The sequence below is a fragment of the Fodinicola acaciae genome (genome assembly GCF_010993745.1).
GTDB lineage: Bacteria > Actinomycetota > Actinomycetes > Mycobacteriales > HKI-0501 > Fodinicola > Fodinicola acaciae.
Genome location: NZ_WOTN01000002.1, coordinates 1,843,817 through 1,863,934 on the forward strand (window position 1 = coordinate 1,843,817; position 20,118 = coordinate 1,863,934).

Consider the following 20,118-nt stretch of genomic DNA (forward strand, 5'->3'; position numbering starts at 1 on the left):
AGGGTACCCTGACGACTGCCGTCAGGATATCCTGACAGGTATGCGCTTCGACGACGTACCGGGACATGAGGGCCGTGTGGACACCGTGGCCGGCACCTGCCGAGCGGCCTGTTCGTGTGGCTGGCTGGCGGAGGCGGACCATCCGGCCGACGAGTACGGCCGGATGTCCGCGGAGGTCGACTGGTCGCGCCACCTGGTGCCGATGCTCGCCGCGGCGCCGCCGGGCTGGCTGCTGAACCGGTCGGACGGCCTACGCGACAACGTGGACGAGCTGTCGGTGACCTGGCCGCTGCAGGCGCTCGGCGTGCTGGCTGAGGTCGAACGGTGGCAGCGGCCGCTGCTGGAGAAGGCGGTGACCAACGCTCGCGCCATGGGCTCGTCGTGGTCGGAAATCGGCAACGCCCTCGGTGTCACCCGGCAGTCGGCGCACCAGCGGTTTCGGCACGTCAGCTCGTGACCCGCAGCCGGAAGACCGGATGGTTGGCGGCGATCTCCAGCAGCTTCGCCTCCGGCGCGTTGTCGTCGACGCCGTCGAAGAAGACGCCGATGTCCTCCTTCCAGACCTTCAGATACGGCCGCAGGACCGGCGGCTTGTCCGCGTCGGCGACCTCGGTGGCGGTGAAGTGCTCGACACGCCGGCCGAGTCGCAGTTGGCCCTCGCCGGCCGCGCGCAGGTTGCGGGCCCACTGTGTGTTGCCGCGCGGCGCGACCAGATAGAGCTGCCCGTCGACCTCCAGCGGACCGACCACGGCCGACCGCGGCTCGCCACTCTTGCGGCCGCGTACCGACAGCAGGCGCATGCCGCGCATGGTGATGCCAGCCTTGATCAGCGTGCTCAGCACCCGGTGGAACATCAGGTCCCGGGACTTGGGTGCCAGATAGCGAGGTGCGGTGTCGTTCATCTCGATCTCCTCGGTTTGGGAGAGCAGTGCTCTCGTCTGAGATCAGTGAACTACCGGATCGTACGACTGTCAAGAGCGCTGCTCTCGAATTTGTGCAGCGCTCTGACGGATGGCACACTGGCCGCATGAACGCCAGCCAGACAGCACGCGAACGCGCGCGTACGGAGCTCACGCGCGAGATCAAGGAGGAGGCCCGGCGACAGCTCGCCGCCGAGGGAGCCGAGCGGCTGTCGCTGCGCGGTGTGGCTCGCGAGCTGGGCCTGGTGTCGTCCGCGCTCTACCGTTATTTCCCCAGCAAGGACGAGCTGCTGACGGCGTTGATCATCGACGCGTACAACGCGATCGGCGACGCCGCCGAGACCGGAGCGGCCGGGTCGGCGGACCTGGTCGGCCGGTGGCGCGGAGCCTGTCACGGCGTACGCGCGTGGGCTCGCGCGCATCCGCGTGAGTATCTGCTGATCTATGGCGCGACGATCCCCGGATACGTGGCACCGCAGGACACCGTCGGACCGGCGGCACGCGTGGCGTTGGTGCTGCTCGGCATCGTGCGCGAGGCCGCCGCGGCCGGCGAGTTGACGCCGGTGACCGCACCGCCGCTGTCGCCGGGATTGAGCCGGCAGATCCAGGCGCTGGCCGCCTCGGTCGGACCGGAGCTGCCGCATGGTGTGCTGGCGCGCGCGGTGCTGGTGTGGACGCAGCTTTTCGGCCTGATCAGCTTCGAGCTGACCGGCCAGTACGTCGGCAGCGTGGACCCGGCCGACGAGTTCTTCGAGTACGCGATCGGTGAGCTGGCCGGCTTTCTCGGTCTGCCTGGATAGTTCGGCGCGCGCCGAAGCGTCCGGCGGCGAAGATGGAAGCATGTCGACGCGCAACGCGGAGCTAGCCAGTCTCGCGAGCCTGCTCGCCGACCGTACGCGCGCCGGCTTCTGCCTGGCGTTGCTGGACGGCCGCGCGTGGACCGCGTCCGAGCTGGCGCGGCACGCCGGTGTGGCGGCCTCGACCACCAGCGAGCACCTGGACCGGCTGATCGGCGGTGGCCTGCTGGTCGAGCGGCGACAGGGCCGGCACCGCTACGTGCAGCTGGCCGGTCCGCAGGTCGCCGACCTCATCGAGGCACTCGCGGCGCACGCCGAGCCGGTCGCCAAGCCGGCCGGCACGCTGAAGGCCGCCACCGTCGCGAGCGCGCTGGCTCGCGGCCGCACCTGTTACGACCACCTCGCCGGCCGGCTCGGCGTCGCCATCACCGACGCGATGACCCGGCGCGGCCTGCTGGACCAGGACGGCGGCTTCGCGCTCACCGGCGCCGGCCTCGACTGGCTCACCGGCACGCTCGGCGCCGACGCGCGGCGGCTGCGCTCCGGCCGCCGGCCGCTGGCTCGGGCCTGCCTGGACTGGACCGAGCGCCGCTCGCACCTGGCCGGCGTGGCCGGCGCGTACATCTGCGAGCACTTCCGCGCCAACGAATGGATCCGTCGCATCGGCAGCGACCGAGCCGTACGGCTGACACCGGCCGGCGAGTCCGCGCTGCACGACCTCCTCGGCCTCGACGCCGCCGCGCTGTGACCGTCGCAGGTCACCAGGGGAGGGTTTGGCCGGTCCAGTGGGTGAGGTCGTCGATGTCGTCCGGCCGATAGAGGTGCCGCGGCGGCGTCTCGAAGGTCATGTACGGCTTCAGCCGCAGCGTGACGCGGTCCTCGTCGTCGCACATCTTCTCCACCGCCGGCCGCTTCGACTCGTCGATGTCCTGGCCGGCCATCACCGCCATGATCCGCATGCCGAGGTCGACGGCGGCCGCCGGATCGTCGTCGAGCGTCACGTGACCGTAGACGACGACGTACGTGGTCGGCCATTTCTCGTCCAGCACACACAAAGACGCGTGCGGATTGCGCGCCACCGCCTTGGCCTTGCCGCGCTCGGCCATCGTCCAGACCAGGATGTCGTCGCCGTCCATCACGTAGTAGACGATCGACATCGCCGGACCGTGGCGCTGGCGGCCGAACCCGTAGACGGCCGTACGGTGTCGCCGGACGAACTCGCGCCGCTCCTGCTGGTTCATGCCCGGCAAGTTACTCGATTCCGCCGGCATCCGGGACCTCCCTGGCCAGCGAAGCCAGCGTTTCCAAGGCATTTCCGAGCACGTCGCGCGGCGGCGCGGCGAGCGCCAGCCGTACGGCGTGCGGCGCCTGGCCGCCACCGACCGCGAACGCGGCGGCCGGACTGACGGCGATGCCGTGCCGTGCCGCTGCCGCGACGAAGGTGTCGGCGCGCCACGGCCGCGGAAGCTGCCACCAGCAGTGGTACGCGTGCGGGTCGGCACGCACCGCGAAGCCGGCCAGCTTCTCCGCCGCCAGCTCCTGCCGCCAGCTGGCGTCGGTGCGTTTTCCTTTCTCCAAGGCCGAAACCGTGCCGTCGGTCATCCACCTGGTGGCCGCCGCGAGCGCCACGTGCTGTGCCGCCCAGCCGCCGGATCTCAACGCGGTCGCGATCCGGCTGGCCAGGCCGGCCGGCGGCATCGCGAAGCCGACAGTGAGGCCTGGCGCGACCCGCTTGGACAGGCTGTCCACCACGACCGTCCACTGTGGAGCAAAGGCCGCCAGCGGTGGCAGTTCGTCATGCAGGAAGCCGTAAATCGTGTCCTCGATGGCATACATGCCGCGGCTGTCCAGCACCTCTGCGATCCGCTCCCGGCGTGCCAACGACATCGTCATGCCGAGCGGATTGTGCAGCGTCGGCTGCAGATAGACGGCGCGTACGTTGGCCTCCGCCAGCGCCTCCGGCACCAGACCTTCGTCGTCCACCGGCAGTGGCACCGGCGTGATGCCCAGCCGGCTCGCGATGCCGAGCACCACCGGATACGTGTACGCCTCGATGCCGAGCCGGTCGCCGGGGGACAGCAGCGCGGCGATCGCGCCGGCGATCGCCTGCCGGCCGTTGCCGGCGAACAGCAGATGCCGTGGATCCGGCGTCCAGCCGGTCCGCGCGAGCGTACGCGCCGCCGCCTCGCGCGCGTCAGAGCTGCCGGTGACCGGCACCGGTCGGAGCGACATTGCCAGGAGGTCAGATCGGAGCAATTGCTCCATCGACGCCGCCATCCGGTCGGCCTGGCCGGGCAGGATCGCGAAGTTGAGCTCCAGGTCGACCCTGGTGTCGCGTACGTCGGCCAGCGCCGGCTGCGGTCCGGTGTCCGCGGCGCGTACGTAGGTGCCGCGGCCGACCTCGCCGACGGCCAGGCCGCGTCGTACCAGCTCAGCGTACACGCGGGCGGCAGTCGAGTCGGCGATGCCGCGGCGGCGCGCGAACTGGCGTTGCGGCGGCAGCCGGTCGCCCGGCCGCAGCACCCCGCTGGCGATGTCCTGTGCGACGGTGTCGGCGATGCTCCGGTAGTCAGCGGTCGGCATGAGATTGCTCCGAGTGCATTGTCGTCATTGCACTCCGATATTCGCCTGCATAGCATCGGATCGTCAAGCGAAATGATCCGAGGGGAAACGACAGTGGACATCGCGTACGACGACGTCGGTAATGGGGCGCCGCTCCTGCTCGTGCACGGACATCCCTTCGACCGGTCGATGTGGCGGCCGCAGCTGGACTGGTTCGGCGGGCGTGGCCGGCGGGTGATCGCGCCGGACCTGCGCGGCTACGGCGAGTCGGTCGTCACGCCTGGCAAGGTCACGCTCGACGTGTTCGCCACCGACCTGCGCGACCTGCTGGACGCGCTCGGCCTCGACCGCGTGGTGCTCGGCGGCCTGTCGATGGGTGGCCAGATCGTGCTGGAGTTTCACCGGTTGTACGCCGGCCGGCTGGCCGGCCTGGTGATCGCCGCGTCGTCGGCCCGCGCGGACGATGCGACCGGCCGCCGCTTCCGGCGCGAGACCGCCGACCGGATCGTCCGCGACGGAATGGACGCGTACGCGGCCGAGCTGCTGCCGAAAATGGTCGCCGCCAACTCGCCGCGACTGGTCGCCGAGAAGGTGACCGACATGATGCGCAACGCGCCGGTCGACGGCGCCGCCGCGGCACTGCGCGGCCGCGCCGAGCGACCGGATTATGTTGACATGCTGGTGAAAGTCGAGGTGCCGACGCTCATCGTGGTCGGCACCGAGGACGCGTTCACGCCGGTGACGGAGGCGGAGCTGATGGCCAGCCGGATCCCGGGCGCGACGCTGGCCGTCGTCGACGGCGCCGGCCATCTCCCCAACCTCGAACGCCCGCACGAGTTCAACACCGCGCTGGAGCGGTTCCTGTCAACGTCTTCTTAGCCATGTTTTCGTAGCCATGAGGCGAAAACCTCCAGGCCGGCGGCGGAGTCCGTACGGCCGAGGCCGATCCGGAACCGGTCGGTCGGCACCGGGTTGAGGTCGGAGGCGAAGATGCTCGCCGGCAGCAGCAACACGCTCGCCTCCTCGACCAGCGCGCGGCAGAAGTCCTCGACGCCGTCGGCGCCGAGATAGCGCGGAAAGATCACCGACCCACCGTCCGGCGGCGACCATTGGAAAAGGTCGGGAAACTCGGCGAAAAACTCGCCGAACAGCGCGATGTTGTCGGCGATGATGGCGCGGTTGCGGCGCAGGATCGTCTCGCGCGCCTTGACGGCGATCCGCGCCAGCACCTCGCTCGGCGCCGCGTTGCAGATCGTCGTGTAGTGCTTCGCTCTTTCCAACCGTGACAACAGGTCCCGGTCGCGGCAGGCGATCCAGCCGAGCCGCAGACCAGGCAGTCCGAGCGATTTGGACGTGACGTTCAACGACAACGCGCGCTCGGAGAGGTCGGCGGCCTGCGGCAGCGTACGCGCTGGATCGCTTTCCAGGCCGCGATAGACCTCGTCGCTGAACAGTCTCACGCCGCGTTCGTCGCAGCCCCGGACCAGCCGTTCGAAGTCGGCGACGTCGATGACTTTTCCGGTCGGATTGTTGGGAAAGTTGACGTAGACGACCCGAGTGGCTGGCCGGATCGCGGCCAGCACCGCGTCCACGTCCAGCGACCAGTCGTCGTCCGCGTCCAGCGGCACGCCGGTCACGTCGGCGCGCGACAACGGTACGGTCTCGGCGGACTGGTAGCTCGGCGTCACCACGACCGCGTGATCGCCTGGTCCGAGCAGGGTTTGCATGGCCAGATAGACGCCTTCCTCGGCGCCGGAGAAACACAACACGGCGGCACTGTCCACTGTGGAGTACATGCCGGCGATCGCCTCGCGCAGCAACGGATCCCCGTACGTCTCGGTGTAGCCGAGGGTCAACGTCCGCCAGCTCTTGCGGTCGTCGTCGTCGGCCAGCGCGAGCAGGTCGGCCATCGGCATGCTCTGCACGTCGGAGGCGGCCAGGTTGTGCGCGGCGGTGAACTCCCACCGAGAAAAGTAGGCCTCGATGCGAAAGTCAGGAAGTGCGGTCACGTTCATACTCCTCAAGCGGATTTCTTGGCCAGGTCGGCGTGCTCTTGGCGTCGATACGGTCGTTGTAGAGCGTGGCGCGGGAGATCTTGAGCGCACGTGCCGCGGCGACCGCGCCGCCGCGTACGTCGAAGATGCCGGCCGCCTCCAGCGCCTCCACCAGGTCCATCCGCTGGTTCTGGTTGAGGTCCTCGATCGTGCAGCCGCGTTTTCGGACGTACGCGCCGATGATGTCGTTCATCCGCTCGCGCCAGTCCAGCTCGAACAGGCCTTTCGGCCGCTCGGCGTTCGCCGGCGGCGCCGCGAAGGCCATCAGCAGCTCGGCCGCGCGCTCCAGCGGTCCGCGGTCGAGGTTGACGCAGAGCAGCAGCTCGGCGCCGCGGTAGGACCGGTGGAGGACGGCGCTGATGGAGGTGAGCTGGCGGCCGTCCGGCAGCATCTTGGCATACCGGTCGGACACCTCGCTGCCTGGCGCGAAGGTCAGGTTTTCGCTTTGCAGCAGCGATTCGTCGCCGACCTGCCGTCCGGACATCGGATTCCAGATCGCCAGGACGCGGTCGGCGAGTACGTCGTGCAGCACCACCTCGGCGTGCGGACTGAGCAGTTGCGCGATGGCCTCGCAGACGGTGGCCCATTGGCGTACGCGTGCGTCCGATTCCATAACTAGACACTCTGTCTAACGCTAGACGATCTGTCTAGTACGCTGGTCGGCCACATTGCGCTTGACGTCATGAGGTTCGCTGCTGCTATGGTTCATTACATGAGTAACGAACCAAGCAACCACGGATGACGGCGCGCCATGGACACGCCTGCGTTCGATGACCAGAGGTTTGAGGGGCACAGCCCGATCTACCAGCAGATCGCCGACCGGATCAAGAACGACATCCTCAGCGGCACGTTGGCCGAGGGTGAGCAGGTCATGTCCACCAACCAGTACGCCGCGTTCTACCGGATCAACCCGGCCACCGCGGCGAAAGGCTTCCACCTCCTGATCGAGGAGGGGATTCTGCACAAGCGGCGAGGGATCGGCATGTTTGTGAGCGAGCAGGCCCGCGAGACGCTGCGGGACGAACGGCGGAAGCGGTTCTTCGCCGAGGTGGTGGACCCGATGCTGGCAGAGGCCAGGGTCATCGGCATCCCGCTGACGGAGATCGTCGAGCGGATCAGAGACGGGGAGTCATGAGCAAGGGCTTGGACATCGAGGTCAGGGACCTGCGGATGGAGTTCGGCGACACGGTCGCCGTCGACGACCTCAGCTGCCGGCTCGCCGGCGGCAAGATCTACGGCCTGCTCGGCCGCAACGGCGCCGGCAAGACCACGCTGCTCGCGGTGCTCGCGGCCTTCCGCAAGGCGACCGCCGGCGCGGTGCTGGTGGATGGCGAGGACCCGTTCGAGAACACCCGGCTGATGCGCGACATCTGCTTCGTCCGCGAGGGCAACGACGGCACCGAGCAGTTGCGCGTACGCACCGCGCTGTCGTTCGCCAGCACCTTCCGGCCGCACTGGGACCAGGCGTACGCCGACCGGCTGATCGAGCGTTTCGAGCTGCCGCTGAGAAAACGCGTCGGCCGCCTCTCGCTCGGCCAGCGGTCCGCGATGCGGGTCGTCATCGGCCTGGCCAGCCGGTGTCCGCTGACCATCTTCGACGAGGCCTACCTCGGCATGGACGCGCCGTCGCGCTACTCGTTCTACGAGGAGGTCCTCAACGACTACCTCGACAACCCTCGGACGGTGATCCTGTCGACGCACCTGATCGAGGAGTTCGGCTCGCTCTTCGAGGAGGTGCTGATCCTCGACCGCGGCCGGCTGCTGGTCCACGAGGACACCGACACGCTGCGCGAACGCGGCACGACGGTGACCGGCCCGGCCGGCGAGGTCGACGCGTACGTGGCCGGCATGACGGTGCTGAACGAGCAGCGGCTCGGTGGCACCAAGGCGGTGACGGTCAACGAACGGCTCGACGCCGACCAGCGGCGGCAGGCCATCGCGGCCGGGCTGGAGCTCGGGCCGGTCGCGTTGCAGGACCTGTTCATCCACCTGACCGAACGCAACGCTGACCGGGAGAAGCGGCCGTGACCACTCCAAGCATCCACCCCGTGCCGCTCGTGCTGCGGACCATGTGGCGGACCACGATCCCGTGGATCCTGCTGTTCATCGGCGGTTTCTACCTGATCTACCTGACCATCGACGCCGTCATCCTGGCCTCGGGCAACCAGCCGACCACCAGCATGGTCGACACCGCGGTCGGCGGCGGGCCGAAATACGTGTTGTTCAGCTATGGCATCGTCTTCGTCTCGATGTCGCTGCAGACCTACGTGGCCTTTGGTGTGACCCGGCGGCATTTCGCGGCCGCGCTTGGTGTTTTCGCGCTGTCGCTGTCGGCCATCATCGCGGTGGTGCTGGTGTTCTCGTACGCGATCGAGCACGCCTTCTACGTGGCCAACGACGTGCTGCCGCGACTGCACGACTACTCCTACCACTCGAGTGCCGACATTATCCCGCTGCTGCTGGAAAACTGGCTCGTCTTCTACGCGCACCTGGCGGCCGCGGCGCTGATCGTGGTCGGCTATGCGCGCACCGGCGCGTACGTCGGCACACTGCTGATCCCGGTGATGATCCTGCCGGTTTTCCTGACGGAAGGCGTGTTCGGGGCGAAGTGGCTCGGCGTCGGACTGGTCGCGCTGTTCCGCGTCGGACCCGCGCCGTGGCCGGTCGCCACCATTGTTTCCGTGCTCACCTGCGCCATCGCGTCGGCCGCCGTCTATCTGCTGATGCGCAGGATGCCGGTCGGCGCCAAGATCGGCCAGCTCGGCTTCTAACTCATTCCCGCGCTCACCTGCCGGCAATTCCCACTGTTGAACTGCCGGGTGGTGAAGCGCGCCCAAAAACCAGTCGTAGAAAGGAAAATCGCCATGGTGCACGCAGTCCAACTGCCGCCGCCGGTCGCCGAGAAGCCGCGTACGCGGCTGTTCTTCCTCGACCGCATCAAGGTGGCGCTGACGGCACTCGTCGTCGTCCACCACGCTGCCGTCACGTACGGGCACATTCCGGCCTGGTATTACTACGAAAAGCCGGTGCACGTGGAGGCCGGCCTGCTCGACCTGCTGGCACTGCTCAACCAGTCGTTCTTCATGGGGATGTTCTTCCTCATCTCGGCGTTTTTCGTGCCGGCGTCCTACGACCGCAAAGGCGCGAAGGCGTTCGTACGCGACCGGCTGCTGCGCCTCGGTGTGCCGCTGGTCGTGTTCTACTTCGTGATCAACCCGATCACCGGAATGGCCGGCGCGCTGGCGCAGAATCCGCACGTCTTCGGCGACGCGCCGTGGTGGCTGATCTACCGCGACACCATCGGCGCCGGCCCGCTGTGGTTCGCCGAAGCGCTCATCGCGTTTGTCCTCGGATACGTGATGTGGCGGAAGGTGGCGAAGAAATCCGCCGCGCCGGTGGCCGCCGTGCCACGGCCGTTCAGCTATCGCGGCATCGGTGTGTTCGTAGTGGCCGTGTCGGTGATCACCTTTGCGTGGCGGCTGTTCGTGCCGCAGGGGATGTACGTGCCGATCATCGGATTTCCGTCGGCGGCCTTCCTCCCGCAGTATGTCGGCCTTTTCGTGCTCGGCCTGATCGCGTACCAGCGCGGCTGGCTGACCACTGCGCGGCGGGGCCTCGGCTGGGTCGGACTGGCGGCGGTTTTGGTCGGTGGCATCGTCGATGTCGCGCTGACCGTCACGGGCGGAAGCGTCGGTCTCACCGCGACCGCCCTGGTCGCGGCCTTCGCGGAGACCGTCTATTGCATCGGCATGTGCCTCGCGCTGCTGAGTCTGTTCCGCCACTTTTCGCGGCGAGAAGGTGCGTTTGGCCGCTATCTGTCGCGGCACGCGTTCACCGTCTACATCATCCACTCGCCGATCCTGGTCGGCGTGTCGATCGTGCTGCACCTGGTCGTGCCGACCGCGCCGGAGCTGGTCAAGTTTGCCCTGGCCGCCGGGATCGCGGTGCCGCTGAGCTTCGCGCTGGCCTATCCGGTGCGCCTTGTTCCCGGTGCGCGGCGGATTCTCTAGGTTGACCTCGACTTTGGTTGAGGTCGTACGGTCTCGGTGACCTGCCACGAGATCCATGGAGTCCAGATGCACGCGATTCGCCAACACGAGTTCGGACCCGCCGAGACGCTGCGTTACCAGGAGGTGCCGGATGTCGTGCCGGCCGCCGGACAGCTGCGTATCGCGGTCCGCGCGGCCGGTGTGCATCTGGCGGACACCATGATCCGCAAAGGCCAGTCCGGCGGGCCGTTCGCGCCGCCGGAGCTGCCGATGACGCCGGGCCGCGAGGTCGCCGGGGTCGTCGACCAGGTGGGTGACGGCGTCGACGCGTCCTGGATCGGCAAGCGCGTGGTCGCGCATCTCGGTTTCACCAGCGGGGGATACGCCGAGCTGGCGGTCGTCAGCGCGGCGTCCGTACACGAGACGCCGGACGGGCTGACCGACGAGGTGGCGGTCGCGTCGATCGGCACCGGACGCACGGCCGCGGCGATCCTGGAGATCGCGGCCATCACCGGTGACGACGTCGTGCTCGTGCCGGCGGCGGCCGGCGGCATCGGCAGCTTGCTCGTACAGGCGGGGAGAAACGCCGGAGCGTACGTCGTCGGCCTGGCCGGACCGTCCAAAGTGGACATTGTACGCAAGCTCGGCGCCGACGCGGCCGTCGACTACACAGCCGACGGTTGGGCCGAGGCCGTACGCGAGGCGCTGGGGGGCCGCGAGGTCACGCTGCTGCTGGACGGTGTCGGCGGCGAGGCGGGACGTGCCGCCTGGGACCTGGTCGGCATCGGCGGCCGGGTCGTACTCTTCGGCTGGTCGTCGGGGGACCCGCTGGAGGTCACCACCGACGCGTTGTACGAACGCGGGCTGACCGTCACCGTCGCGGTCGGTCCGCGTGTGCTGAAGCGACCAGGCGGATTGCGCGGCCTGGAGACGATCGCCATCGCCGAGGCGGCCGCCGGCCGGCTCGTCCCTCTGGTGCACCAGCCGTACGCGTTGGCCGACGCCGCGGCCGCGCACCGCGCCCTGGAAAACCGTGAGACGACCGGAAAAGTAGTGCTTAAGCCGTGATCAGCGCGGCCGCTTGGTGCGAGCCGTCAGCTCTGGTTCGTTGCATTGAGGTGGTTGCGTTTCCTGACTGTTGCGTGGATAGGTGGTTGCGTCTTCATGGTTGTTGCGTTGGGTGGGTGGTGGCGCCTTCGCGGCGGGCGCTCCTGCGCGGAGGGCGACCTCAAGGAGAGGGGCGCGCGGGGTTTCGCTGTTGGTCCGGTTGGGTGCCGCGGGTGCGGTTGGTCTGTGGGTGGACCAGGAGTGTGGCTGGGGCGCCGGAGCTGCGGTGGCGTCTCGGTGGGTGGCGTGAAGGTCCAGTATGCGGGATCAAAAGGTATGTGGAGCGCTAAATGTCCGGCTTGTGAGGGTCGCGGATGGCATGAATGTCGAGTTACTAGCGCTGGATGCAAGAAACAAGGCTTTCACACCGCCGCGATCACCGGAGGCTGTGACGGGTGTGACTACTGAGGCTAGTAATGCTGTTGTGGCTGCTCGGCTGCACCAAATGTCTATTTTGATGTCTTGTTAAACAAGTATTACGCAGCCAGGTCGCCTCACCTGCATTGCCAGCCACAGCAGTCACACCATCACCACCCCCGGCCGCTGTGATGGCGTCCATGCCGACGGGTTGCTTCCCACACGTGACCTGGCTTGCTCGTTCTCCCCGTCGGCGGGCGCAGCCAACCACATTTTCGGAGGGGCCGCCGCCAAACAAACGCAACCACCCTCCCAAGCTCGGCGGCCCCTCCGAAAATGTGGTTCCCTCCGGGCACCGACGGGGAGAACGAGCAAGCCCAGAAAACCCAGCCCCGCCCACAAACCACCGCCCGCACCCCCATGCACACCGATTGGCATCCACGCGCCCCCTCCCTTGAGGTCGCCCTCCGCGCAGGAGCGCCCGCCGCGCAGGCGAAGACCCAACCACGCCCCTGACGCAATAAACAGAAAACCCAACCACCCATCCACGCAACAAACAGAAAACGCAACCGCTCACCTCACGCAACAATCGGAAAACCCAACCACCCTCCCCACCGCACTAATCAAAACCCAACCAATCACCCAACGCACCAAACAGAAAACCCAACCAACCACCCACCGCACCATCAGAAACCAGCCACCTCGCAGCCCGCCGCACTACTCCGCCAGCGACCCCAGATACGCCTTCGCCGCCTCCGGCGTAGCAAACCAGTGCTGAAAATCGGTCGGATCGGAGAACCCGTTGGCCAGCCGCCGCGCGATCCGCTGGTCCTGCGACGCCGCGCCGAGCAGCTGCTGCACGTGCTCGGGCAGCGGCTGCAGCATGCCGTTGGTCCACATTGTCGTGTGTACGGCGGTCTCGATCCAGAATTTCTCGAACGTCTCCTCCATCCACTCGCGGTCGAACGGCGCGTCGCCGTGCGCGAGGATGGCCTGGAGGTATGCGTGCGCGCACTTGGCGGCCATGTTGCTGCCCTGGCCGGTGATGGGGTCGTTGGCGACCACGACGTCGGCGGCGCCGAGGACCATGCCGCCGGAGGGGAGGTCGCCGACCGGGTGGCGTACGGTCGGCGTGAACCGGCCGGAGAGTGTGGCGCGTGCGTCGGTGAGCTCGACGTTGGCGCACCTTTCGTAGACCCACGGCAGATATTCGCGGATCAACTCGAGCGTACGTTTCAAATGCTCGGCCGGGTCGAGGCGTTCCTTCCAGAGGTCCAGCGGGCCGTCCGGGATCACTTCCCAGAACAGGATGTCGCACGGCCCGGACAATGTCAGTGCCGGAATCACGAACAGTTCCCCGAAACCGCCGGGGATCGCGTTGAAACCCACGCTCGGCTGCGGAAACATCGGGTCAGGTGCGAGGCCGTGGACGTACGCGACGGCGAGACCGCGTTGTGGCGACACGAAAGGCGAACGGGACGGGTTGCGGTCGAAGAGCGCGCCGAGCTCGCCGCGGCCGGCGGCCACGATCGTCAGGTCATAGCGGCCGAGCGCGGTGAGGCCGTCCAGGTCGGCGGTGGTCACGCCCTGATAGATGACCGTGCCGCCGCGCTGCTCGATCAGCTCCAGCCACGCGGCCATTTTCAGCCGCTGGTCGGTGCTTTCCCCGTGGTGGTCCAAAGGCCCGATCACGTCGAGCGCTTTTTGCCCAGGCGGCGCGGAAAGTGCGATGTGCAGGCCGGCCACGTGCGGCACGCGGTCTTCCCACAGGTTCAGGCCATAGTCGCGCTCGCTCTGCAGCGCCAGGTTGAACATGCATTGAGTGCTGGTCGGCCAGCCGCCGCGGATCTCCTCCGGCGTACGTGCGGACATCACGGTCACGTCGTAGCCCTCGGCCAGCAGGCTCAGCCCCAACTGCAGCCCGCACTGTCCGGCGCCGACGATCAGCACTCTGCGCATCGGTTCTGCCTTTCGAAAAACGAGACGGATTACCGTCCGGCGATGACGCCAAAGTCGCTCGGCGCGTCCTTACGTAGGTTCAGCGTGTGCGTCACGACCTCCATCAGGGCCTGCGCCGACGACCGGCGTTGTCGTGCGTCGACGGTGATGATCGGCACGTCCGGTTTGAGCGCCAGCGCCTCGCGTACGGCGTCCAGGTCGTGCCACAGCTTGCCGTCGAAGAGGTTCACCGCCACCACGAACGGCAGGTCGGAGTCGTTCTCGAAGTAGTTGACCGCCGGAAACGAGACCTCAAGATTGCGAGTGTCGACCAAAACCAGCGCGCCGATCGCACCGCGGCACAGGTCGTCCCAGAGAAACCAGAACCGCGGCTGTCCCGGCGTACCGAACAGATAGAGGATCAGGTCGTGGTCGATGGTGATGCGGCCGAAGTCCATCGCCACCGTGGTGGTGGTCTTCTGGCTGCTCTCGTCGAGCGCGTCGACCCGTTTGCTGGCCTGGGTCATCCACGCCTCGGTGTTCACCGGCGGGATCTCGCTGACCGACCCGACCAGGGTCGTCTTTCCGACGCCGAATCCGCCGGCCACCACGATTTTCGCGGAGATGGCCTGATCCGACGGTAACTCAGAGCGCGGCGAGGCCATTGCGAATTCTCTCCAGGGTCAGGCTGGGAATGATGTTGTCCCGGTCGGAATGCGCGGTGGCGTGTACGGCGACCAAGTGGTTGGCGGCGAGGTCACCGATCAGCACCCTGGTCACCCCCAGCGCAATCTTGGAATGCGCGGACAACTCAGCAATGGACATGGTACGGCCGGCGAGCTCGTACAGCGCTCGCGACTCCGGCAGCAGCGACGCGGCGACCTGCGGGTCATAGCGCGGCACCGACACCAGGGTTTCCACCAGCAGCCGCTGTTTGGTACGGGTCCGGCCCGCCGTCAGCACGTATGGCCGCACCCATGGGTTCGGCATCATGTTTCCTCCGCTAGCCATTCGTGGCTTGACTTGTCGACATCCGCCGGAGATCGTCTCTCAGCTGCGGAGTGAGCACGTGACCGACGCTGTCCACCAGCTGCGCCATCTGGAAGGCGACCACGCTCAGGTTGGCTCCTTCCTCGGTCAGTACGGCCAGGCCGGCCAGCGTGGAGATGTTCATGAAAAGGAAGTGGCCGCTGGGAAACCGCAGCATGATCTGGTCACAGCTGTGCTGTCCGATCAGCGCCGCGATGTTGTTGCCCAGGCTCAGCATGCCGCTGGTCATCGCGGCCAGCGGGTCGGCCACGTCGCGCGACATCCGGCCGGCGGCGATCAGCGGCAGGCCGTCGGAGGAGACCAGCAGCGCGTGCGACACGCCGGCGGTGGAGCTGGCGAAATTGGTCAGCAGCCAGGCAAACTCCCGCGGGTTGCGGGGACGCTGGCCGGATGGCGCGGCCCTGGTCATCGCGGTTGTCCCTCGGGTATGGAGTCCGGCTGGTCGGCGACCGGCGGGGCCGACCGCTGCCGCGCCGCGTTGACGCCGGCGGTGAAGGAGTCCAGATCCTCGGCGAAGGACCGGGCCTGCGGCCGCGGTGCCGGTCGTACGCTCGGCTGCTCGCCACCGCCGCCGAGCTCGACCGGATCGTCGCCATAGTCCACATCGGACGGTCCGTCGGCCAGCGGGGCGGGCAACGGTGAGGTCGTACGCAGGCTCTGGCTTTCCCGCCGCGGCAGGCCGGATTTCGTGGTCTGCGCTGGATTGTCCGGCGTGGCGACCGCCGGCAGCGGACTCTGCGGCGCCAGCCTCGGCTGCGGCTGTGCGGACGGCTGTGCGGATGGTGTGGACGACGGCCGGCTCGAGCGCGGTGCCAGCTCCGGTCGCGGCAACGCCGTCTCCGGCGGTGCGGTGCGGCCGCCGGAAGGCCGCTGGATCAACGAAAGATGCGCACCGTGCAGCTCAGGAGCGGACGGTACGCCGCGCGGCCAGCTCGCCTCGCGGTGCCGGCCCTGGCCGGCCGCGGCCGGAAACTCCGGCGGCATCTCGCACAGCAGTTCCGGTGGCAGCAACACCATTGCGACGGTGCCGCCGCCGGCACCTGGCCGGGACGCCAGCCGTACCCGGATGCCGTGCTTGCGGGCGAGCCGGTGGATGATCGGAAAGCCAGTGTGCCGCGCGATGTCGTCGGTCACGTCCGGCACCGCGCCGGCCAGCACGGCGTTGAGATTTTCCACCCGTCGCGGGTCGATCCCGATGCCGGAGTCCTCGATCCGCATCATGATGCCGCCGTTGTCCAGCAGATGCGCGCTGACCACGACGGCGGCCGGCGAGTACGCGGTGGCGTTGTCGATCAGCGCGGCGACCAGCCAGGCCACGTCCTTGGCGGCGTATTCGACCACGCCGAGCTCGGCGACCCGGCCGATGTTGACGCGTTTGTAGTGCTCGATGGCGGATTCGGCTTCACGTATGACATCCACCAGCGACGACCGGTAGCCGGTCAGCTGCTCGTCGTCGGCGCCGGACAGGATCTGCAGGTAACCGGCGACCCGGCGCAGCCGGGTGATGCCGTGGTCGACGCGATAGAGCCGTTCCAGGGTGGCCGCGTCGTCCTCGTGCAGTTCCAGGTGATCCATCTCCGGCCGCAGCTGCTCGACCAGGCTGAGCATCCGCAACGCGAACTGGTGGCACACGATCGGCCAGGCCGACGGCTCCGGTCGCTCCAGCTGAGCCGGCTCGGGAGCCGGTTGCTGCTGGACCGACTGCGCCGCCGGATCCAGCCGGCGCGCCAGCCGCTGCCGCCACCGGCTCACCACCGGCGCTCACCACTTGGCCAGCAGTCCCGCACCTTGTCCATCCTCCTGGATCCGGTTCCTCCCTGCACCGCGAGCGCCGGGTCTCACGCCGGTTTCCTCGGTCCGTCGCGAAAACTCGCGCGGCCGGAAAACTCAGGCTGGTCAAAGGTAGACCATTCCGGTGGTCGCCAATGTCCCGGGCCCGGCCGCGACGGACTCGCCAGCCGGCGATCACGCAGTTAACCATCCGCCGGCTGGCGGTCGCAATGCGCGTGCTTCATATCCGGACGGTGTCGGCGCGGATCGCCTGCGTTGTCAGGCAAGTTGGCCACATGCAGCCAAAACAACGCCGAGTAAGCGGCGAAATCGTGGCTCGGTGACCGGGAAGCCCGGCGGTGAACTGGCAATTCGGCGCTGGCGACGGTCATCGCAATTCCTCACGCACCGCAATGTCGGACGAGTTCCCGCGCCATTCACCTTGGCACAGTCAGGACAGTGACGCGGTCGACATTTTGGTCATGCGTACGGCAGATATTCCCTACGCCGACCTACGAGTCGTCAAGATCAACTTGACGGACCCGCCGGCGATCGTCCAGAAGACGTTCGGTGCTGCCGTGCCGGTCCAGGAATTCCAGCAGTGGCATGGCCACTCGGCGGCTGGTCCCGAGTGCCTGTCGTGCCGCGCTCATGGTGAACGGCTGTGGCAGTTTCGCCAGCAACCGTACGGCCTCACGCGGCGCGTCCGGCAGCAGCACCACGCCGCCGGTCAGCCGGAGCAGCTGACCGGTGCGAGCCGCCGCCGCCAGCTGTGCCGGACCGAGACCCAGATCGGCCAGCCGCTGTCCGTCCGGTGCGTCGAAAGGACTGGTCAGCAGGTGGTCGCGGAGCTGCGCCACGGCCGCGGATATCGCTGCGGGTAAAGCATTTCCCGGGTTGGTCGGCGACGTGACCACACCGTGCCCGAGCCGCAGGCCGGCGCGGTCCACCAAGGCGGCGAGGATGTCGCGATCAGGCAACGCCAACCGGTGCCGGAGCGCATCCGCCGGCATGCCGGCGGACAGCGGGTTTTCGGTCTGCCAGGCCGACAACAGCCGCGGCATCCGGCCGGCCAGCTCGGCCAGCCGGTCGGGGTCGGCCTGCCAGCCGGCGATGTTCTCGCCAGCCGGCGGCAGGCCGGCGCGGCGCAGGTCGGCCGGTGTCACAAAGCCGCGGTCGCGGATCGCCAGCAGGCTGGCCGCTTCCGGACTTCGTGCGCTGGCAAGGTGATCGGCGCGCGCGGCCGCGGCACCACGACGGCGTAACGGCGGCGGCGCGAGTGCCACGACGGTCGCGCCGGCGGCGATCTGGTGCCGGCCGGGTTCGCGGAGCAGCACGCGATCTCCATAGCGCAGCGGCAATCCTCGCGCGAGCGTCAGCCGCGCCGCGTGTTTTCCCAGCGTACGCACGCGGACCGGCACCGCGGCCGAGCCGATGTGCAGCATCAGCCGGGCCGGCAGTCCGTCGGTCGCCACGGCCACCTCGACGACTTCGTTGACCAGCCAGGCATCCGGACTGACCAGCGCGTCTCCGGCCGGCACCTGGTGGCGCTCGACGCCGCGCAGGTTGACCGCGACGCGAGCCGTTGCGGCGACTTCGTCGCGAGCCCTGCCAAGTGCGTGCAGGCCGCGGATTTTGACCGGCTGGCCGGTGGAGGCGATGACCAGCTCGTCGCCGGCGTGCAGCCGGCCGGCGGCGAGCGTGCCGGTCACCACCGTGCCGGCGCCGCGCAGGGTGAAGGATCGGTCGATCCAGAGGCGCACGTCGGCGTCGGCGTCGGCTGGCGGCAATGCCTTGACCAGCGCGGAAATCGCCGATCGCAGGTCGTCCAGGCCCGCGCCGGTGACCGCGCTGACCGCGACGGAGGAGACCTGGCGCAGGCTCGTACGCGCGATGATCTCGGTGGCCTGCCGGCGTGCCGGCTCCGGATCGGCCAGGTCGGCGCGGCTGACCACCAACAGTCCACTGTGGACACCGAGCGCGTCCAACGCGGCCAGGTGCTCGGCGGACTGCGGCATCCAGCCGGCGTCGGCGGCCACCACGATCATCGCCGCCGGCACCGGTCCGACGCCGGCCAGCATCGTCGGCACGAACTTTTCGTGTCCCGGCACGTCGACGAAGGCGATCTCGGCGCCGTCCAGCTCGGTCCAGGCGAAACCCAGGCCGATGGTCAGTCCGCGCCGCCGTTCCTCGTCCCAGCGGTCCGGCTCCATCCCGGTGAGCGCGCGTACCAGCGTCGACTTGCCGTGGTCGACGTGGCCGGCGGTCGCGATGACCTGCATCAGCCGGCTTCTCTGACCGCGCGCACCAGGTCGGCGTCTTGTTCTGGATCCACCGCGAAAAGATCGAGCAGGCACTGGTTACGCTCGGTGCGGCCAACGATCGGACGGCTGGTTTTCCGTAGTTTCGCGGCGTATTCCGGCGGCAGGCTGACCGCCGCACTCGGCAGCCGTACGCCGGGCGCGCCGCCGCCGCCGACCGCCGCCTCGGACTCCACGGATGTCGCGGCTATGCCGGCGTTTCGCAGCTCGGCGGCGATCTTTTCGGCTCTGGCCAACAAATCCCGCGTGGGGGTGGCGAGCATCGCACGTACTGGCGGCAACGGACCGCGCAATGTCGCCTCCAGTGCCGCCAAGGTGAGCTTGTCGACGCGCAGCGCCCGGGCCGCCGGGTGGCGGCGAAGCCGTTCGACGAGCTCGGTTTTTCCCAGCATCAGGCCGGCTTGCGGCCCGCCGAGCAGCTTGTCGCCGCTGGCGGTGACCAGTGTCGCGCCTTCGGCGAGGCTGGTGGTGGCGTCCGGCTCGTCGGGCAGGAGCGGATGCGGCTTGAGCAGGCCGGACCCGATGTCGGCGACCACCGGCACGCCGAGACCGGCCAGCTCGCGTACGCCGACTTCTCTGGTGAATCCGCTGACGATGAAGTTGGACGGATGCACTTTCAGGATGAACGCGGTGTTCTCGCCGATGACGTCGGCGTAATCGGCCAGCCGCGTGCGGTTGGTGGCGCCGACCTCGCGCAACACCGCGCCGGTCGAGGCCAGCAACTCCGGGATGCGGAACCCGTCGCCGATCTCCACCAGCTCGCCACGGCTGATCACGATTTCCCTGCCGTCACCGGCCAAAGCGAGTGCGACCAGCAGCAGCGCCGCCGCATTGTTGTTGACGACGTGCGCCGCTTCGGCGGTTGGCACGGCGTCGGCGAGTGCTTCGACGGCGCTGCGTCCACGTCGTGCGCGTTGTCCCGCGCCGAGATCGAACTCGACGTCGGTGACACCGGCGGCTCCGACGATCGCCTCGATGGCGGCCGACGACAGCGGCGCGCGGCCGAGGTTGGTGTGGACGAGAATGCCGGTCGCGTTGACGACCGGCCGCAGGCTGGTGGCGCGCTCCGGCAGTGACCGTACGACGGTGTCCACAATGGACTCCGGTGCGATCGTGCCGTCTCTGGCTGCCTGTTGTGCCGCGGCGACCGCCGTTTTCACCAGCTGGTAACCGATCCGCTCGGCCGCCGCGACCAGCCGCGGGTCGGCGAGCAGCATGTCGGTGCGCGGGATCTGCCGCCTCGCGTCGGTCAT

General features: G+C 68.5%; 22 protein-coding genes. 9 read left to right on the forward strand and 13 right to left on the reverse strand.

Annotated features, from left to right (window positions below; all coding sequences use genetic code 11):
* The first annotated feature begins 40 nt into the window (after positions 1-40).
* Positions 41-457 carry a hypothetical protein gene (locus tag GNX95_RS23890; RefSeq protein WP_163509611.1) on the forward strand — a complete coding sequence of 139 codons (417 nt, stop codon included), beginning with the start codon at positions 41-43 and terminating at the stop codon, positions 455-457.
* On the opposite strand, the gene GNX95_RS23895 is transcribed toward GNX95_RS23890, so the two are convergent.
* Positions 447-902: a nitroreductase family deazaflavin-dependent oxidoreductase gene (locus GNX95_RS23895; RefSeq protein ID WP_163509612.1), complete on the reverse strand. Its 456-nt coding sequence runs from the start codon at positions 900-902 to the stop codon at positions 447-449. The two genes, GNX95_RS23890 and GNX95_RS23895, sit on opposite strands and share 11 nt — an antisense overlap.
* A gap of 125 nt (positions 903-1,027) precedes the next feature.
* Here GNX95_RS23895 and GNX95_RS23900 point away from each other — a divergent pair, with 125 nt between their 5' ends.
* Both GNX95_RS23900 and GNX95_RS23905 read left to right on the forward strand, forming a co-directional pair.
* Positions 1,028-1,720, forward strand: coding sequence for a TetR/AcrR family transcriptional regulator (locus GNX95_RS23900; RefSeq protein ID WP_163509613.1), 693 nt, complete (start codon positions 1,028-1,030; stop codon positions 1,718-1,720).
* Positions 1,721-1,760: 40 nt separating this feature from the next.
* The gene (locus GNX95_RS23905; protein WP_163509614.1) at positions 1,761-2,465 is read left to right on the forward strand and encodes an ArsR/SmtB family transcription factor; all 705 of its coding nucleotides are present in this window, start codon (positions 1,761-1,763) and stop codon (positions 2,463-2,465) included.
* A 10-nt stretch (positions 2,466-2,475) separates the two neighbouring features.
* Here the strand turns inward: GNX95_RS23905 and GNX95_RS23910 are convergent, their stop codons facing one another.
* Both GNX95_RS23910 and GNX95_RS23915 read right to left on the reverse strand, forming a co-directional pair.
* Positions 2,476-2,958 (reverse strand): pyridoxamine 5'-phosphate oxidase family protein, encoded by a 483-nt coding sequence (locus GNX95_RS23910; protein ID WP_163509615.1) that lies wholly within the window; start codon positions 2,956-2,958, stop codon positions 2,476-2,478.
* 10 nt (positions 2,959-2,968) lie between these two features.
* Entirely contained in the window at positions 2,969-4,300 is a 1,332-nt protein-coding gene (locus tag GNX95_RS23915; protein ID WP_163509616.1) for an aminotransferase-like domain-containing protein, read from the reverse strand.
* 72 nt (positions 4,301-4,372) lie between these two features.
* Between GNX95_RS23915 and GNX95_RS23920 the strand changes: the two genes are divergently transcribed.
* Positions 4,373-5,158 carry an alpha/beta fold hydrolase gene (locus GNX95_RS23920; RefSeq protein ID WP_163509617.1) on the forward strand — a complete coding sequence of 262 codons (786 nt, stop codon included), beginning with the start codon at positions 4,373-4,375 and terminating at the stop codon, positions 5,156-5,158.
* Here GNX95_RS23920 and GNX95_RS23925 read toward each other — a convergent pair.
* Both GNX95_RS23925 and GNX95_RS23930 read right to left on the reverse strand, forming a co-directional pair.
* A complete protein-coding gene (locus GNX95_RS23925) occupies positions 5,155-6,288 on the reverse strand; it encodes an aminotransferase class I/II-fold pyridoxal phosphate-dependent enzyme (RefSeq protein ID WP_163509618.1) in 1,134 nt (377 codons plus the stop codon). The two genes, GNX95_RS23920 and GNX95_RS23925, sit on opposite strands and share 4 nt — an antisense overlap.
* Entirely contained in the window at positions 6,272-6,946 is a 675-nt protein-coding gene (locus GNX95_RS23930; RefSeq protein WP_163509619.1) for a PAS domain-containing protein, read from the reverse strand. Before GNX95_RS23930 ends, GNX95_RS23925 begins: the two co-directional genes overlap by 17 nt.
* Positions 6,947-7,084: 138 nt before the next feature.
* Here GNX95_RS23930 and GNX95_RS23935 point away from each other — a divergent pair, with 138 nt between their 5' ends.
* The 5 genes from GNX95_RS23935 to GNX95_RS23955 all read left to right on the forward strand — a co-directional run bounded on the left by GNX95_RS23935 (position 7,085) and on the right by GNX95_RS23955 (position 11,390).
* Positions 7,085-7,468, forward strand: a complete 384-nt coding sequence (locus GNX95_RS23935; protein WP_163509620.1) for a GntR family transcriptional regulator — start codon at positions 7,085-7,087, stop codon at positions 7,466-7,468.
* Complete coding sequence (locus GNX95_RS23940; RefSeq protein WP_163509621.1) at positions 7,465-8,361, forward strand: ATP-binding cassette domain-containing protein; 897 nt, start codon at positions 7,465-7,467, stop codon at positions 8,359-8,361. Before GNX95_RS23935 ends, GNX95_RS23940 begins: the two co-directional genes overlap by 4 nt.
* A complete protein-coding gene (locus GNX95_RS23945) occupies positions 8,358-9,104 on the forward strand; it encodes a hypothetical protein (protein WP_163509622.1) in 747 nt (248 codons plus the stop codon). Before GNX95_RS23940 ends, GNX95_RS23945 begins: the two co-directional genes overlap by 4 nt.
* Before the next feature lie 93 nt (positions 9,105-9,197).
* The gene (locus GNX95_RS23950) at positions 9,198-10,343 is read left to right on the forward strand and encodes an acyltransferase family protein (protein ID WP_163509623.1); all 1,146 of its coding nucleotides are present in this window, start codon (positions 9,198-9,200) and stop codon (positions 10,341-10,343) included.
* A 66-nt stretch (positions 10,344-10,409) separates the two neighbouring features.
* Positions 10,410-11,390: a zinc-binding dehydrogenase gene (locus GNX95_RS23955; protein WP_163509624.1), complete on the forward strand. Its 981-nt coding sequence runs from the start codon at positions 10,410-10,412 to the stop codon at positions 11,388-11,390.
* A 1,113-nt stretch (positions 11,391-12,503) separates the two neighbouring features.
* Here GNX95_RS23955 and GNX95_RS23960 read toward each other — a convergent pair.
* From GNX95_RS23960 to selA, 8 genes are all read right to left on the reverse strand, one after another.
* The gene (locus GNX95_RS23960; protein ID WP_163509625.1) at positions 12,504-13,745 is read right to left on the reverse strand and encodes a styrene monooxygenase/indole monooxygenase family protein; all 1,242 of its coding nucleotides are present in this window, start codon (positions 13,743-13,745) and stop codon (positions 12,504-12,506) included.
* A 29-nt stretch (positions 13,746-13,774) separates the two neighbouring features.
* Positions 13,775-14,389, reverse strand: coding sequence for a GTP-binding protein (locus tag GNX95_RS23965; RefSeq protein WP_163509626.1), 615 nt, complete (start codon positions 14,387-14,389; stop codon positions 13,775-13,777).
* Positions 14,370-14,717 carry a DUF742 domain-containing protein gene (locus tag GNX95_RS23970; protein ID WP_222853844.1) on the reverse strand — a complete coding sequence of 116 codons (348 nt, stop codon included), beginning with the start codon at positions 14,715-14,717 and terminating at the stop codon, positions 14,370-14,372. The genes GNX95_RS23965 and GNX95_RS23970 overlap by 20 nt, the downstream gene beginning before the upstream one ends.
* A 10-nt stretch (positions 14,718-14,727) precedes the next feature.
* Positions 14,728-15,183: a roadblock/LC7 domain-containing protein gene (locus GNX95_RS23975; protein WP_163509628.1), complete on the reverse strand. Its 456-nt coding sequence runs from the start codon at positions 15,181-15,183 to the stop codon at positions 14,728-14,730.
* Positions 15,180-16,529, reverse strand: coding sequence for a sensor histidine kinase (locus GNX95_RS23980; RefSeq protein ID WP_163509629.1), 1,350 nt, complete (start codon positions 16,527-16,529; stop codon positions 15,180-15,182). The genes GNX95_RS23975 and GNX95_RS23980 overlap by 4 nt, the downstream gene beginning before the upstream one ends.
* Before the next feature lie 218 nt (positions 16,530-16,747).
* A complete protein-coding gene (locus GNX95_RS23985) occupies positions 16,748-16,936 on the reverse strand; it encodes a hypothetical protein (RefSeq protein WP_163509630.1) in 189 nt (62 codons plus the stop codon).
* A gap of 120 nt (positions 16,937-17,056) precedes the next feature.
* Entirely contained in the window at positions 17,057-18,826 is a 1,770-nt protein-coding gene (gene selB, locus GNX95_RS23990; protein WP_163509631.1) for a selenocysteine-specific translation elongation factor, read from the reverse strand.
* Positions 18,826-20,118, reverse strand: a complete 1,293-nt coding sequence (gene selA, locus GNX95_RS23995; RefSeq protein ID WP_163509632.1) for an L-seryl-tRNA(Sec) selenium transferase — start codon at positions 20,116-20,118, stop codon at positions 18,826-18,828. The genes selB and selA overlap by 1 nt, the downstream gene beginning before the upstream one ends.

Coding starts and splice junctions, on each gene's coding strand:
- GNX95_RS23950 (WP_163509623.1), top strand. CDS start 9,198: ATGGTGCACGCAGTCCAACTGCCGCCGCCGGTCGCCGAGAAGCCGCGT.
- GNX95_RS23960 (WP_163509625.1), bottom strand. CDS start 13,745: ATGCGCAGAGTGCTGATCGTCGGCGCCGGACAGTGCGGGCTGCAGTTG.
- GNX95_RS23940 (WP_163509621.1), top strand. CDS start 7,465: ATGAGCAAGGGCTTGGACATCGAGGTCAGGGACCTGCGGATGGAGTTC.
- GNX95_RS23895 (WP_163509612.1), bottom strand. CDS start 902: ATGAACGACACCGCACCTCGCTATCTGGCACCCAAGTCCCGGGACCTG.
- GNX95_RS23930 (WP_163509619.1), bottom strand. CDS start 6,946: ATGGAATCGGACGCACGCGTACGCCAATGGGCCACCGTCTGCGAGGCC.
- GNX95_RS23905 (WP_163509614.1), top strand. CDS start 1,761: ATGTCGACGCGCAACGCGGAGCTAGCCAGTCTCGCGAGCCTGCTCGCC.
- GNX95_RS23935 (WP_163509620.1), top strand. CDS start 7,085: ATGGACACGCCTGCGTTCGATGACCAGAGGTTTGAGGGGCACAGCCCG.
- GNX95_RS23915 (WP_163509616.1), bottom strand. CDS start 4,300: ATGCCGACCGCTGACTACCGGAGCATCGCCGACACCGTCGCACAGGAC.
- GNX95_RS23975 (WP_163509628.1), bottom strand. CDS start 15,183: ATGACCAGGGCCGCGCCATCCGGCCAGCGTCCCCGCAACCCGCGGGAG.
- GNX95_RS23920 (WP_163509617.1), top strand. CDS start 4,373: ATGATCCGAGGGGAAACGACAGTGGACATCGCGTACGACGACGTCGGT.
- GNX95_RS23910 (WP_163509615.1), bottom strand. CDS start 2,958: ATGAACCAGCAGGAGCGGCGCGAGTTCGTCCGGCGACACCGTACGGCC.
- selA (WP_163509632.1), bottom strand. CDS start 20,118: ATGACCGACGCGAGGCGGCAGATCCCGCGCACCGACATGCTGCTCGCC.
- GNX95_RS23890 (WP_163509611.1), top strand. CDS start 41: ATGCGCTTCGACGACGTACCGGGACATGAGGGCCGTGTGGACACCGTG.
- selB (WP_163509631.1), bottom strand. CDS start 18,826: ATGCAGGTCATCGCGACCGCCGGCCACGTCGACCACGGCAAGTCGACG.
- GNX95_RS23900 (WP_163509613.1), top strand. CDS start 1,028: ATGAACGCCAGCCAGACAGCACGCGAACGCGCGCGTACGGAGCTCACG.
- GNX95_RS23955 (WP_163509624.1), top strand. CDS start 10,410: ATGCACGCGATTCGCCAACACGAGTTCGGACCCGCCGAGACGCTGCGT.
- GNX95_RS23985 (WP_163509630.1), bottom strand. CDS start 16,936: ATGACCGTCGCCAGCGCCGAATTGCCAGTTCACCGCCGGGCTTCCCGG.
- GNX95_RS23970 (WP_222853844.1), bottom strand. CDS start 14,717: ATGATGCCGAACCCATGGGTGCGGCCATACGTGCTGACGGCGGGCCGG.
- GNX95_RS23965 (WP_163509626.1), bottom strand. CDS start 14,389: ATGGCCTCGCCGCGCTCTGAGTTACCGTCGGATCAGGCCATCTCCGCG.